At 72.5% G+C, this 12,977-nt stretch carries 10 protein-coding genes and 1 tRNA gene; 1 reads left to right on the plus strand and 10 read right to left on the minus strand.

Annotated features, from left to right (window positions below; translation table 11 throughout):
• Positions 1-23: 23 nt before the first annotated feature.
• The 7 genes from OG595_RS04830 to OG595_RS04860 all read right to left on the minus strand — a co-directional run bounded on the left by OG595_RS04830 (position 24) and on the right by OG595_RS04860 (position 9,358).
• Positions 24-143, minus strand: coding sequence for a putative leader peptide (locus OG595_RS04830; RefSeq protein WP_329268152.1), 120 nt, complete (start codon positions 141-143; stop codon positions 24-26).
• A 536-nt stretch (positions 144-679) separates the two neighbouring features.
• A complete protein-coding gene (locus OG595_RS04835) occupies positions 680-1,237 on the minus strand; it encodes an RNA polymerase sigma factor (protein WP_329268155.1) in 558 nt (185 codons plus the stop codon).
• Positions 1,238-1,566: 329 nt separating this feature from the next.
• On the minus strand, positions 1,567-2,028 hold the full coding sequence (locus OG595_RS04840; RefSeq protein ID WP_329268157.1) for a (2Fe-2S)-binding protein: 462 nt from the start codon (positions 2,026-2,028) through the stop codon (positions 1,567-1,569).
• Positions 2,029-2,098: 70 nt separating this feature from the next.
• The gene (locus OG595_RS04845) at positions 2,099-4,213 is read right to left on the minus strand and encodes a xanthine dehydrogenase family protein molybdopterin-binding subunit (protein ID WP_329282642.1); all 2,115 of its coding nucleotides are present in this window, start codon (positions 4,211-4,213) and stop codon (positions 2,099-2,101) included.
• 267 nt (positions 4,214-4,480) lie between these two features.
• Positions 4,481-6,109, minus strand: coding sequence for a S53 family peptidase (locus OG595_RS04850; RefSeq protein ID WP_329268159.1), 1,629 nt, complete (start codon positions 6,107-6,109; stop codon positions 4,481-4,483).
• Between the two features lie 121 nt (positions 6,110-6,230).
• Positions 6,231-9,107, minus strand: coding sequence for a helix-turn-helix transcriptional regulator (locus OG595_RS04855; RefSeq protein WP_329268162.1), 2,877 nt, complete (start codon positions 9,105-9,107; stop codon positions 6,231-6,233).
• Between the two features lie 177 nt (positions 9,108-9,284).
• Positions 9,285-9,358: transfer RNA gene (locus OG595_RS04860), tRNA-Pro, on the minus strand.
• Positions 9,359-9,525: 167 nt separating this feature from the next.
• Between OG595_RS04860 and OG595_RS04865 the strand changes: the two genes are divergently transcribed.
• A complete protein-coding gene (locus tag OG595_RS04865) occupies positions 9,526-10,017 on the plus strand; it encodes an excalibur calcium-binding domain-containing protein (RefSeq protein ID WP_329268163.1) in 492 nt (163 codons plus the stop codon).
• Between the two features lie 30 nt (positions 10,018-10,047).
• On the opposite strand, the gene OG595_RS04870 is transcribed toward OG595_RS04865, so the two are convergent.
• The 3 genes from OG595_RS04870 to OG595_RS04880 form a co-directional block, all read right to left on the minus strand.
• Positions 10,048-10,815 (minus strand): NPP1 family protein, encoded by a 768-nt coding sequence (locus OG595_RS04870; protein ID WP_329268165.1) that lies wholly within the window; start codon positions 10,813-10,815, stop codon positions 10,048-10,050.
• Positions 10,816-10,943: 128 nt separating this feature from the next.
• The gene (locus OG595_RS04875; protein ID WP_329268167.1) at positions 10,944-11,855 is read right to left on the minus strand and encodes a YceI family protein; all 912 of its coding nucleotides are present in this window, start codon (positions 11,853-11,855) and stop codon (positions 10,944-10,946) included.
• A 59-nt stretch (positions 11,856-11,914) separates the two neighbouring features.
• Positions 11,915-12,955 carry a maleylacetate reductase gene (locus tag OG595_RS04880; protein ID WP_443073321.1) on the minus strand — a complete coding sequence of 347 codons (1,041 nt, stop codon included), beginning with the start codon at positions 12,953-12,955 and terminating at the stop codon, positions 11,915-11,917.
• Positions 12,956-12,977: the final 22 nt, after the last annotated feature.

Genomic DNA, 12,977 nt, shown 5'->3' on the forward strand with positions numbered 1-12,977 from the left:
TGGCGCGGGCTGGGCGGCCGGGGTCAGCGCAGGGGGCTGATGGAGCTGCAGACGCGCTGCAGGTCGATGTGCCGGCGGGAGGTCAGCAGCGGGGTCGGCCGGGGTGCGCGGACCACCCGACTGGCGTTCGACTCCACGCGCATCCTGTTTCCCTACCTTTTCACTAGGATTCCCGTGGGGAGTGTCGATCGGCTCGCGGCCCACGTCAAGGGCGTCTCGTACGGCGGACGGTGCATGCCCCACCGATCCCCGGTGCCCCCGCCCATCTCCGGCGTCGCGTACGCCGAAGGGTCCTCGCGGTGGGCTCGTAAAGCTCGTGAAGACAGAGCCGACGACGGCACCGACGGCATCCGAGGACCTGGGAAGCAGGGGACGACATGAGATTCCTGGAGCGCGGGCGCGCGCGACCCTCACCAGGTTGCCGCCCGGCATCGACGACGGGCTGCGGCCCCTGCCGCTGATGACGTTGGAGAGCCCCGGGGAGTCCGGGCATCGGACTGTTCCGTGAGTGCGGAGGCCCCGGGTTGCCGGCGCCGACGACCCGCCAGGGGCGGGGCGCCACCGCTCGCCGACCTGTACGGGCCCCGGCCGCATCCGCCCCGACTGATTCCGCCGGAGTCGGTGCACCGGCTGCTGCCGCTGATCGAGGGGCCCCGTGCCCGGAGGCGCTGCGCCGCCGCTACCTGTGGTGCGCCGTGACCCCGTCCAGCGTCTGGGCGCACACGAGCCGCAGCCGTGCCCGCCCGCGGGTGAAGGCACCCTCGGCCGCTTTCAGCGAGATCTGGTGCATACGAGCGAACTCCATGGTGGAGATGCCGTCTGCGCGGGCCAGCATGACCTGGCGCTCCCGGCCCCTCAGTTGCTGGACCTGGCGCAGCAGCCACCGTCCGAAGTCCTCGTCGCACACGTCCTCGTCCGGCAGCTCGGGCCTGCTGACGTGCGCGGTGCGGCCCACCAGCCGCCGTCTGCGCTCCAGTTCGCGATAGTGGTCGACGCACAGCCGCAGCGCGACCGAGGTCAGAAAGGGCCCGATCCGCTCCCGGTCGAGATTGTCGTGGGCCGCTGCCCGCAACATCGCCTCCTGGACGCAGTCCTCCGCGTCCTGGGCGGTCGGCAGCCGCCGCCGGACCAGTCGCATCAGTCTTTCCCGGTGGCCGGCGATCTCTACCCAGGACAACTCCCGAAGGATTTCTCCGTCGACGATGGCGACCTCATTTGAGCAGTTTTCCGAATTCATGCAGTACACGGCCCCGAAATGATCTCCTGGGTGCGAATCCAGAATATTCGCACGGCCTATCCCCACCCGACGGGAAAGGACTGTCCGGGTCAACTCACGGACAAACCGGGCCGATTGCCTACCACTCGTCCGAATGGAAAACGAAAGAACAGTCTTCGGTGCACGACACACCATGCTATGAAACCCCGTATGGCTGCCTGACCGGTGCGTTTACGAAGAAACGTCACATCAGGATCAGGCCGAGGAAATCATTCACCGGCAGCATACCCATACCGGCCACTGAGGAACTGAACTCGCCAATACCGGCCGACCTGCTTCTGCCCCGCGGATCAGCCCTCGGTCTCCGCGGCGGCCTGTTTGATGGCCTCGCGGATACGGGAGTACGTGCCGCAGCGGCAGACGTTCTCGATGGCGTCGATGTCCGCGTCGGTCGGCTCCGAGGTCCGCCGGAGCAGCGCCACCGCGGCCATGATCTGCCCGGGCTGGCAGAAGCCGCACTGTGCGACATCACGGTCGAGCCACGCCTGCTGGACGGGGTGCAGGGTGTCGCCGTCGGCGAGCCCCTCGATGGTGGTGACCCTGCGGTCCGCACAGTCGGCGACGGGCACGACACAGGGCTGGATCTCCGCACCGTCCAGATGACTGGTGCAGGCGCGGCACACCCCGACCCCGCAGCCGTACTTGGGGCCGGTCACCTCCAGCAGGTCGCGCAGCACCCAGAGCAGCGGCATGTCGGCCGGGGCCTCGACGGTGACCGGTCCGCCGTTGAGGTCGAAGGTGTAGCGGGGCATCGGAACCCTCTCGGAGGCGAGGTCGGGGCGGGGATCGGTACAGGGACGGGGACGGGGACGGGATCAGGCGTCAGAAGTTGAGCGGGAAGCGGCGGGGTCTGGTGCCCGTCGCCCGGGCGTACGCGTTGGCGACCGCGCCCGCCGCGGCCGGCACCCCCAGTTCCCCGGCTCCGCCGGGCTCCCCCCTGGACGGCATGATGTGCGCCTCGAAGTGCAGCGGGGCGTCCCGCTGGCGGGCGTAGTGGAAGTCGGCGAAGCTGCCCTCGCGGACCGCGCCCCGGTCGATGTGGAGGCCGGCCCGCAGGACGGTGGAGATGCCGTCGATCACGGTGCCCATGAGCTGGGCCTCAAGTCCGCGTGGATTCACGGCCGTTCCGACATCGGCCGCCATCACCGCTTTCGTCACCCGCGGGTTCTTCGGGTCGGTGGCGTCGATCTCGATCAGGCAGGCCACGCAGGAGCCGTACTCCTCGTGGACCGCCATGCCCTGCCCGTGTCCGGCCGGCATGGAGCGCCCCCACCTCCCGGCGGACGCCGCCTTGTCGAGTACCGCGCGCACGGCCCCGCTCCGGAGTGTGGTGCGCCGGAAGGCGACCGGGTCCCTGCGCAGGCTCCGGGCGATCTCGTCGACCATGATCTCCTCGGCGGTCCGGGTCGTCCCGGAGTCCACCGACCGCCACGCGCCGAGCGGTATCGCCGCCAGCGCCACATCGCCCGAATCCCCGGACAGCCGGCCGAAGTTGTACAGCCCGCTGTCGCTGGGCAGCGGGCCCGCCGCCCGTACGCGCCCCGCCCGCGCGGCAACGGACGTCACCCCGCCCTGCGCGGCGAGGCCCTCTCCCTCCCACGACTCGCTCACCGACGACGTCGCGTGGACGAAGGCGACCACCCGGCCGCCCGCGTGGCTGGCCCTGATCCGGTGGTGGGTGGCCGGGCGCATCCTGCCGTGCCGCAGGTCGTCGGCGCGGCTCCACATCAGCTTGACCGGCCTGCGGGCCGCCTTGGAGACGAGGGCGGCCTCGATCGCGAAGTCGTGGTTCAGCCGCCGACCGAACGAGCCGCCGCCGCGCAGGACATGGACCCTGACCTTCGACGCCGGGAGTCCGACCGCCGAGGCGATGCCGTCCCGGGCGTCCATCGGCGTCTGGGTGGAGAACCACAGCTCGGCGCGGTCCGCGCGGACGTCCGCCACCACGGTCAGCACCTCCATCGGGGCATGGCCGACGAACGCGAACTCGAACTCCCCCGTCACCTGCGTCGATCCGCCCGGCGCGGCACCCAGCGGCGGGACGGCAGCGCGCAGCCGGGATCTGATCGCCGTGTCGGACAGCGCGGCCAGCGGGCCCGGGGCCCAGGTGATCCGCAGGGCGTCCCGGGCCTGGAAGGCGTGGTGGAAGGTGTCCGCGACCACGGCGACACCGCCCGCGACCCGCACGACCGCGCGGACACCCGGCAGGGCGCGGGCCGCCCGGTCGTCGACCGTACGGATCTTTCCGCCGAGCGTCGGCGGCCGGGCCATCACGGTCGGTTTCGCGCCGGCCACCTTCAGGTCACCGGCGTACTGCGCCTTGCCGGTGATGATGTCCCGCGCGTCGATACGGGTCGTCGGTTTCCCGATCACCTTGTGCCGGGAGGCCGGTCTGGGCTTGCTGGAAACCTTCGGGCGGGTGACCTTCGCGGCCGTCGCGGTCAGCGAGCCGAAGGTGGCCGTACGCCCGTCCGGTGCGACCACCATGGTGTTCCGGGTCCGCAGCGTGCGTGCCGGGAGGCGCCAGTGCTCGGCGGCGGCGGTCACCAGCCGGGCGCGCGCGGTGGCGGCCAGCGCCCGGGCCGGTCCGTACAGGGAGCTGACCGAGTTCGAACCGCCGGTGAACTGGCTTCCCCTGGTGCGGGCGTCGGCGAGCGGGATGTCGACGTCGGCCAGTCGGGCGTCCAGCTCCTCGGCGATCATCATGGCGACGGCGGTGGTGACACCCTGGCCGACCTCGACGCGCGGCAGCCGGACCACCACCCGGTTCGCGGCGGTGACCTCCAGGACCAGCATCTCGTCGTCCTCACCGGTCACCACGACGCCGGACCGGGCGCCCGTGTCCGCCGACCGGTTCTCGGCGCCCTCAGCCGAGGACGAGTCGCAGCCGATCGGCGCGGCCACGGTCAGGGTGGTCGCGGCCAGTGAGTAGACCATGAACCTCCGGCGGGACCACTGCCGCTCCATCGCCACCCCTGTCGCTTCGCCCGCTGTCCGTGCGTCTCCTGTGTAGGAGGGGCGTGGCGGCTTCGTGGTTGCGTGTGCCGGCGGTGCTTTCGCCGTCGGCCGCGCCCGGGCGCCCCGGCGCGGCAGCGCCGACGGCGGCAGAGCAGACGGCGGCAGAGCAGACGAGCGCGGGCCGGGAGTGGTCCCGGCCCGCGCTACGGTCGTCGTTCCCCGGTCGTGAGTTGTCGCTCGGCAGGGTCAGCCGAGGAGCTTGGCCGCCAGGGTCGCGGCGTTGTACGAGCCCCAGCCGCTGGTGAAGTCCCAGCCGGTGGCGGCCGAGTAGGCGCCGTTGCTGCCGCTGGTGATGTCGTGGAAGCCGGTGCCGCTCGCCGTGTAGAGGGCGGGGTTGGCGAAGCCGAGGTTGGCCTTGCCGGCCGCCGCCGCCTGCTGGTTGTAGAGCGCGGCGAACGCCGCCCACTCGGGCGCGGCGGCGCTGGTGCCGCCGACCGTGCCCCACGAGCCCTGGGAGTAGATCGAGACGCCGGGGCTGGGGTTGGCGTGCGCGGAGACGTCCGGTACCTGGCGGAAGCCGCCGCCCGCGCTCTTCTGGACCGCGGTCTGCCAGCTGGGGATCTTGAAGACGGAGGACTTGCCGCCACCGCCGCCGGACCAGGCAACCTCCTTGCTCCAGGCGTTGGCCGAGGTGACGGTCAGCTTGGTGCCGCCGACGCCGGTGACGTAGGGGTCGCTGGCCGGGTAGTCGACGGTGGTGGTGCCGTCGCCCGCGTCGTCGGAGCCGTCGTCGCCGGAGGCCGCGTAGAAGCCGAGGCCCTGGGCTGCGCCCGCCTTGAAGACGGCGTCCACGGCGTTGATGTTGGAGGTGGTGCGGGCGCTCTCGGAGGCGCCCCAGCTGATCGACGTGGTCGGGATGCCGCTGTCGACGATGGCCTGGTAGGTGTCGACCTCACCGGCGTCGGAGTTGGGGCCCTCGAAGACGGTGACGTTCGCCTTGGGGGCGATGGCGTGCAGGACCTCGATGTCCAGCTCGACCTCGACCTGGCCGTCGCCGAGCGCGCCGGAGCCGCCGTCCACCTCGGACACGGTCGGAGTGGGCGATCCCAGGCTGTAGTTGGTGTCGTACTTCGTGATGTTGGCCTGCTGGAAGCCGTCGAACTCCAGCAGCGCGATCTTCTGGCCGCTGCCGGTGTACGTACCGGACACGTTGTAGCCGCCCTTGAGCTGGGCCGGGGTGTAGCCGCCGCCCGGACCGTTGCGCGGGGCGACCCGCGACGCCGACTGGTGGTGCAGCTGGGTGTGGTTGTTGAGGCCGGCCACGTCGCTGACGAGGGCGGCGACCGAGGTCGGCAGGGTCGGCGGGGTGTCGTTGGCGTAGAACGAACGCCCGGACGACGCGTCCTTCCAGGTGGAGAGCTTGGTGCCGAAGGCCTTCTCCAGCTGGGCGGCGGTGCCGGTCGCGTCGACCAGCAGGTTGCCCGAGTGGACCTTGCCGACGGTGAGGCCCTGGGCGCGCAGGTAGTCCTTCAGCTGCTTGACCTCGGCGTCGGTCCGGCCGAAACGGGCGGCGAACTGGCCCTTCGTCAGGTAGTGGCCGTAGGAACTCGACCGGGGGTCAGTGACCTTGGCGACGAAGGTGTCGAGTGCCTTGTCGTTTCTGGGAGTCAGGCTGATCGCCACCGAAATGCGCTTTCCGGCGGCGACCTTGCCGGTGCGGTTCGCGTGCTTGTTCAGGCCCTTGAGGACGTCTCCGGTGACAGCGGCGCGAGTCGTGTGCGGCTGGACGGTGTTGGCAGCGTAGGCAGCGGGGACCGCGGCGGCGAGCAGGGCCGGTGCGGCGACCAGGCCGAGCAGTTTCAGGCGTGACTTCACTGGGGTCCTCCGGAGAGTGGGGGCGATGTCCCGGAAGCGGAACGACTTCACCGTAGGAACGGCGGCCCCTCCCCCGTAAGCGGGGGAACCCTTGCTCTACGTGTTAACTGCGCATGTCATGTCAACGGCGTGTGTCGGGTGCGCGGGCCGTCCGGATCCTGCCTGGCTGACTCATCGTCACTCCCTGTGGCACAGGGGTCACTTGGTCGTCGTCGCCGTAGGCCACGGCGGCCCCGGAGGCGAGGACGGCGACCGCCATCGCGTGGGCGAGCGCGGTGCGCGAGCGGACCCCGAGCTTGCGGTAGACGCGGGAGAGGGCGCCCTCCACCGTCTTGACGCTGATGAACAGCTTCGCGGCGACTTCCCTGTTGGTGGCGCCGCCGCCGACGAGTTCGGCGATTCTGGCCTCCGTGGGGGTGAGTTCGGGTTCACCCGCGCCCGTCTCACCACCACGCTCCCCGGCGTCCACCCGCGCCAGCTCGTCCCGGGCCCGTGTCACGAGGGGCGCGGCGCCGATCCGTTGCGCGGTCTCCAGCGCCTCCCGCAGGACGGTCCGCGCCGCGCTTCTGCGCCGTGACCGGCGCTCGACGGTGCCGAGGGCGACCAGGGCACGCACCAGTTCGACGGGCAACGGGAGCCGGCGCAGCCGGTCCACGGCGGTGCGCAGCCGGACCGCCCCCTCCTTCGCCCGGCCGAGCGCCGCCTCGCGCAGTCCCTCCGCCCGTTCCAGGGCCGCCAGTACGCTGCCGGGCGCATCGCCGGACATGCGCGTGCGGGCGTCGTGGAGCACGGCTCCGGCCTCGTCCGTCTCCCCGAGGACGACCAGGGCTTCGGCCAGGTCCGCGTACCAGTGCAGCAGCGGCGGGTCGGCGGCGCACATCGCCTCGCCCAGTTCCTTGACGCGGTGCAGCACCTCGACCGCCGCCGCGGCACCCCGAGGGTCTCCGGCGAGCAGTTCGGCCTGGCCGAGCACCGCCAGCGCGCGCAGCAGGAACAGCCGGTCACCGTCCGCCTCCGAGGCCCGTACCGCCTGCTCGGCGAGGCGTCCGGCCTCGTCGGCGCTGCCGCCCGCGGTCGCCGCGAGCGCCGCCGCGTACAGCGCCGGAGCGGTCTGTACGCCCGTCTCGGCCAGGGTGCGTGAGCAGTGGGCGGCGGTGCGCAGTGCCTCCCGGCAGTGCCCGGCGCGCACCTGGATACGGGTCAGCGCGACCAGGGTCGCCACGGTCTCCTCGACCCCCGCGAACTCGCCGATCTCCGCCAGGAGCCGGGTGACCCGCTCCCCCGCCTCGGTGACCCGGTCGGAGTCCAGGGCGAGAATCGCCCGCATCCGGATCAGCCCCCAGCTCTCCGGACCGGCGTCGGCGCCGCCCGTCAGCGCGAGCGCCTCTTCGAGGGCCGCGTCGGCGGCGACCGGTTCCCCGGCCAGGGACAACACCCGGGCGAGGGTGGCCAGGGCCCCGATGCGGGTGTCCGTGTCACCGGCCCGGTGCGCCTGCCGGGCGGCGCGGCGGGCATGCCGGGCCGCCTCCTCCAACTCCCCGCACAGCAGGCCCCGTACGGCCGCCCAGTAGTGCAGCCAGGCCTCCGCCTCGGGATCGCCGGCGGCGTCCCGCAGGCCCTCGCCGATGAGGTCACGGGTGCCCTCCAGGGCCTGCCCGGCGTTGCGCAGCAGGATCACTCTGGCCAGCGCGCGTTGCCGTGCGGAGCCGGACCCGGCGAGGACGGTTCCGGCCGCCTGCCCCGCCTCCTCCGACCGCCCGCCGTCGCAGGCGTACTCGGCGGCGGCGAGCAGGCGGTCGGCCCGGTCCGAGGGGCGGTCGGCGGGCGTACGGAGGACGGCGAGGCCGGCGAGTTCGAAGGCGGCGTCGGGGGTGCCGTCGCGGCGTGCGGTCTCGGCGGCGGACATCAGCGAGCGGGCGGTGGTCTCGTCCTCGTACGGGTGGGCGAGGGCGAGGTGACGGGCCCGCTCCACGGGCTCGGTGACCGCGCGGGCCAGCAGGGTGTGCACCTCGCGGCGGCCGTGTTCCGGTGCGTCGGTGTAGACGGCGGCCCGGATCAGCGGATGCCGGAAGCGTACGGTTCCGTCGGCGTCGGCCGCCGCGACGCCGAGCCGTTCGGCCTCCGCGAGGTCGGCCGCGGGATCGGGGAGCCCGGCGGCGCGCAGGAGAGTGAGGGTGGGGTGGGCGGCGGCGCTCGTGACGAGGAGGGTGTGCCGGGCCGTCGGCGGCAGCGGGCGCACCGGTTCGAGGAGCCGGTCGCGCAGTCTGCGGGGCACCGGCAACGGGCGGCCGAGGCCGAGGGACGCCGCGTCGCGCGGGGCAGCCCGCGCCAACTCGACCGCGTACAAGGGATTTCCGGTGGCGGTGTCCTGGATCGCCCGCAGTACACCCGGTGGCAGATCGGCGCCGGCGACGCCGCGCACGAGGTGGGCCACCTCGTCGTCGCCGAGGGGCGGCACGGGGAGTTCGAGGGTGTCCGGCGGGCAGCAGCACAGCCGTTCGGGCTGCTCACCGTCGGCGACGCGCTCGGCGGTGACCACCCGTAGGTCGAGGCCCTCGACTCGGCGTACGGCGAAGGCGAGCACCTCGGCGGTCGGTTCGTCGAGCCACTGGAGACCGTCGACGACCAGCAGAACGGGGCCGGCGGCGGCGAGGACGCGCAGGACTTCGAGGACGGCGACGCGCACCGCGAGCCGGCTCCGGCCGTCGGCCGGTTCGCGGTGGTGCAGCAGGGCCGCCCGCAGTACCGCGCGGGGTTCGGGCGCCAGCGCCGCCAGGCAGCTCTCCGGCACCCGCGCGAACAGGTCGACGAGGCCGACGAACGGCAGCCCGGACTCCTCCGGAACGGGCGAGCAGTGCAGCACCGTTCCGGCGGGGGACGTCATCAGGGCGGCCACGAGAGCGGACTTGCCCATCCCCGCGGGCCCGTGGAGGAGGACTCCCCGCCGGGCGGCCAGCGCGGCCCGGGCGGTGTCGAGCAGCTCACGGCGACCGGTCACGGACGGTACGCCCACGGAGGCCGCCCGCCCTCGGCCCTGGCGCGGCAGGTGACGGGGGACTGGATCATGTGCCCATGACAACCTTGCCGGATTCGGCTTGTCAATCGCCCCACCACGGCCCACGCGAAAAGGGCCTTCGCGGACTCCCGCCCGCGAGGGCCCTTCGCCATCGCACCGTCGGGACGACAGGATTTGAACCTGCGACCCCTTGACCCCCAGTCAAGTGCGCTACCAAGCTGCGCCACGTCCCGGTGCGTCGACCCGCGGCTGCCCCGCGTGATCGCACAGACAAACCCTACCGCACGTACGCCCGTACCTCCGAGCGGTCACGGAACGGTCACCAGGACATCAAGTGCCCCTTACCGCCTCATCGGCCGCCCTACCGTCGTCCCACCCGAAACGCAACAGGGGGACGATCATGAGCAACCCGTACAACACACCCGGCAACATGCCACCGGCTCCGGCTCCGATACCGGGACCGGACCGGCCGGGGCCGAGATGGGCCCGCAAGAGATTCGTACTGCCCGCTCTCGGGCTCGCGCTCTTCGTCGGGGTCGCCATCGGCGGCGGTGAGGCGGACGGCAAGGACCCGGTGTCCGCCGACCCGGTACCCACCGCGACCGTCACGGCCACGGCCACGGCCACCGTGACGGCCACGCCCGAACCCGCCCCGGCCGTCACCGTGTCGGCCACCAGGACGGTGACGGCCGAACCGGCCGTCGACACCGATACAGGCACCGACACCGGCTCCGTCACGGGTTCCGACGGCGGCTCCGGCTCCGGTGGCGACGACGTGTACTACCAGAACTGCGCGGCTGCCCGCGCGGCCGGCGCCGCCCCCGTGCATGTCGGCGACCCCGGCTACGGGCGGCATCTCGACCGGGACGGTGACGGCGTCGGCTGCGAGTGAGCGGTACGGCGTCAGGGCCGGACGGTCGGATCAGGCGTTCGGGTCGAACGCGATGCCCGCCGGCATGGCCGACGCGAGGTGGGAGTTGAAGTTGCCGTCCTTGAGGCCGAAGTTGGCGCTGCCCCAGTCGGCGGCGGTCAGCTTGTCGCGGATGCCCGAGGGGTAGCCGTTCCAGCCGACGAGCGCCGGGAACTGCCAGGTTCCCTTGTGGTTCTCCGGCGGTTCGTCGTTGGTGTTCGCGAGGCGGAAGCAGTGCGTCCTGATGCCGTCCTTGTGGTAGACGATCTTGGGGTGGGTGCCGTCCCAGCGGACCTGGTCGCGGGTGTGGATGCTGAAGCTGCCGTGGTTGGAGGTCGAGACGTACTGCGCCACTCCGTCCCGTACCCACACCACCACGTGCTCCCAGTCGTGCCGGTGCCCGCCGATGCTGCTGCCCGGGACGGCCTGGTCCTTCTCGAAGTAGAGGCCGTAGATGATCGCGCACCAGCCGTTGTTGCACTTGTAGCGGGAGTAGCCGTTGGTGTTGTCGAGGTCGGAGGCGTCCCGGCACGAGCCGTTGAGCGCGCCGGTCGGGTTGAGGCCGCCGTTGAGGGTGCCCGTGGGGCCGATGGCGGGGGTGGAGTAGCAGCCGTCCGTGTCGTAGTCGTACGCCGGTTGGTACGTCTGCTCGGTGCTGTCCGCGTTGGCCGGCAGGGCTCCGGGCGGGGCGGCGAGGGCGGTGCCGGGAAAGGCGACGACCAGCGCCACCGCGCTGCCGAGGACGAGCGAGGCTCTGCGGGTGCGCACAGGTCTCTTCACGGGTGCCTCCTGATCGATGACGTCCGAGGGGACGAGCTCGGCCAGATTGGCATGCCCGTATCACGGACGGGTCACTCGGAAGGCAAGGTTCAGGGGTGCCCGGCAGACGTCTTCGCCACCCCGGCCCGCTACTCCGGGGGCGTCGGAGTGTCGTGCGTCCGGTACATCGCCTGTACGTCCAGCTCCAGTTGGACCGTCGGCCCGACCACCGCGATCCCCCGGGCCAGCATGGAACGCCAGTTGAGCGTGTAGTCCTCCCGGTGCAGCTCCGCCCGGGCGCGGGCGGCGCAGCGCAACTCCTCGCCGTAGCCGCCGTTCACGGACCCCAGGTAGGTCGTGTCCAGCGACATCGAGCGGCTCACCCCGTGCATCGAGAGCGAGCCCTGCACCACCCACTTCGCGCCCGCCCGGTAGGCGAAGCGTGAGCTCACGAAGTCGATGTACGGGAAACGCTCGACGTCCAGGAAGTCCGCCGACCGCAGATGGCTGTCCCGGGTCCGGTTCCCGGTCGTGATGCTCGACGCGTCGATACGGACCTGCACCCGGGACTCGGTCATCGTCCGCGCCACCTGGATACCGCCCTCGAACCGCTCGAAGCGGCCGTGCACATCACCCATTCCGACGTGCTTGGCGATGAACCGGATCGCGGTGTGCGGCGGGTCGAACAGCCAGGTGCCGGGCACGGGGAGGTCCAGCAGCCGGGCGGGCTCCAGCTGGACGCGCTGCGTCGGGAGCATCACCCCGTCGAGGAGGTCGACCGTCTCGCGGTGCGGCGTCAGGCCCTCGGCGGAGATCATCAGGCTGTAACGGCCCGACGGCAGAATGGCGAGGAAGTAGCCGTACGGGTCCGTCGTACCGCGCGCCACCACCTGGTGGGCGTCGGTCGCGCTCACGGTCACCTCGGCGCCGCCCATCGGCTGGCCCAGCGGGTCCAGCACCTCGCAGCCGAGCGAGCCCGCGCCGGGCGGGAGGGGAAGGGACAGACCCTCGCGATCGGAGACGCCTCTGGAACGCAGGCGCCTGAGCAGTGCGAGGGCCATGGGTTCACCTTTCTGTTCTTCTGCTGTGTGCCGTCAGGTTCGGATGAGGTACCGGTGGCTCAGTCCGTACCGGGCGCCGAGCCCCGGTACGCCGCCCGCAGCACACCGAGCACACCCTCGGGCGTGACCTCGCGCGGGCTGGGGTAAGGCTGCCCGGTCGCCTGGGCAGCCGCAACCGTCAAATCGGCCTCGGTGAGGCCGAGTTCGGCGAGGGAGCGCGGGGCGCCGAGGCGTCCGGCCAGCTCCCACAGGGCGGTCGCGGCGTCGGCCGCGCCGCCGAGCGCACGGGCGACGGCCTCGGCCGCCTCCGGCGCCGCGGGCGCGTTGTAGGCCAGGGCGTACGGCAGGACGACCGTGTGGGTCTCGGCGTGCGGCAGGCCGAAGGTGCCGCCGAGGACATGGCAGAGCTTGTGGTGCAGGCCCATGGTGGTGGCACCCAGGCAGGAGCCGCACAGCCACGCCCCGTACAGGGCCCGGCCGCGCGCGTCCAGGGAGGCGGGGTCGGCGGCCACGTCCGGGAGCGCAGCGGCCATCGCCCGTACGCCCTCCTGCGCCATCAGGGAGACGAGCGGGGAGCCGTCGGGCGCGTACAGGGCCTCGACCGCGTGCGCGATCGCGTTGATGCCGCTCGTCACCGAGAGCGGGACCGGCAGCGAGAGGGTCAGCTCGGGGTCGTACACCACGCTGCGCGGCAGCACGGACCGGTCGCGGCCGGTGCGTTTCACGCCCTGCTCGGTCAGGCCCCAGACGGGGGTCATCTCCGAGCCGGAGTAGGTGGACGGCACAGCGATCAGCGGGAGCCCGGTGCGCAGCGCGACGGCCTTCCCGAGGCCGATCGCGCTGCCGCCGCCGACCGCCACACACCCGTCGGCGCCCGCGGCGAGCGCCACCTCGACGGCCCGGTCGGCGACGTCGACGGGTACGTGCATCCGTGCCTCGTCGTGCAGACCCGCCAGAGCAGGTCCGAGGGAGTCGGCGACCGCCTGCGCGGTGTCCTTTCCCCTCGCGCCGCACACCACCAACAGCCGTCGCAGACCGAGGCGTTCGGCCTCCCCGGCCGTCGCGGTCACGGCGGCCCCGGCCCGCAGGACGACCCGCATCGGCTGGGCCTCGTGGACGAAG

Origin of the sequence: Streptomyces sp. NBC_01451 (assembly GCF_036227485.1) — a bacterium.
GTDB lineage: Bacteria > Actinomycetota > Actinomycetes > Streptomycetales > Streptomycetaceae > Streptomyces.

Coding starts and splice junctions, on each gene's coding strand:
- OG595_RS04830 (WP_329268152.1), bottom strand. CDS start 143: ATGCGCGTGGAGTCGAACGCCAGTCGGGTGGTCCGCGCACCCCGGCCG.
- OG595_RS04835 (WP_329268155.1), bottom strand. CDS start 1,237: ATGAATTCGGAAAACTGCTCAAATGAGGTCGCCATCGTCGACGGAGAA.
- OG595_RS04840 (WP_329268157.1), bottom strand. CDS start 2,028: ATGCCCCGCTACACCTTCGACCTCAACGGCGGACCGGTCACCGTCGAG.
- OG595_RS04845 (WP_329282642.1), bottom strand. CDS start 4,213: ATGGTCTACTCACTGGCCGCGACCACCCTGACCGTGGCCGCGCCGATC.
- OG595_RS04865 (WP_329268163.1), top strand. CDS start 9,526: ATGAGCAACCCGTACAACACACCCGGCAACATGCCACCGGCTCCGGCT.
- OG595_RS04875 (WP_329268167.1), bottom strand. CDS start 11,855: ATGGCCCTCGCACTGCTCAGGCGCCTGCGTTCCAGAGGCGTCTCCGAT.
- OG595_RS04880 (WP_443073321.1), bottom strand. CDS start 12,955: ATGCGGGTCGTCCTGCGGGCCGGGGCCGCCGTGACCGCGACGGCCGGG.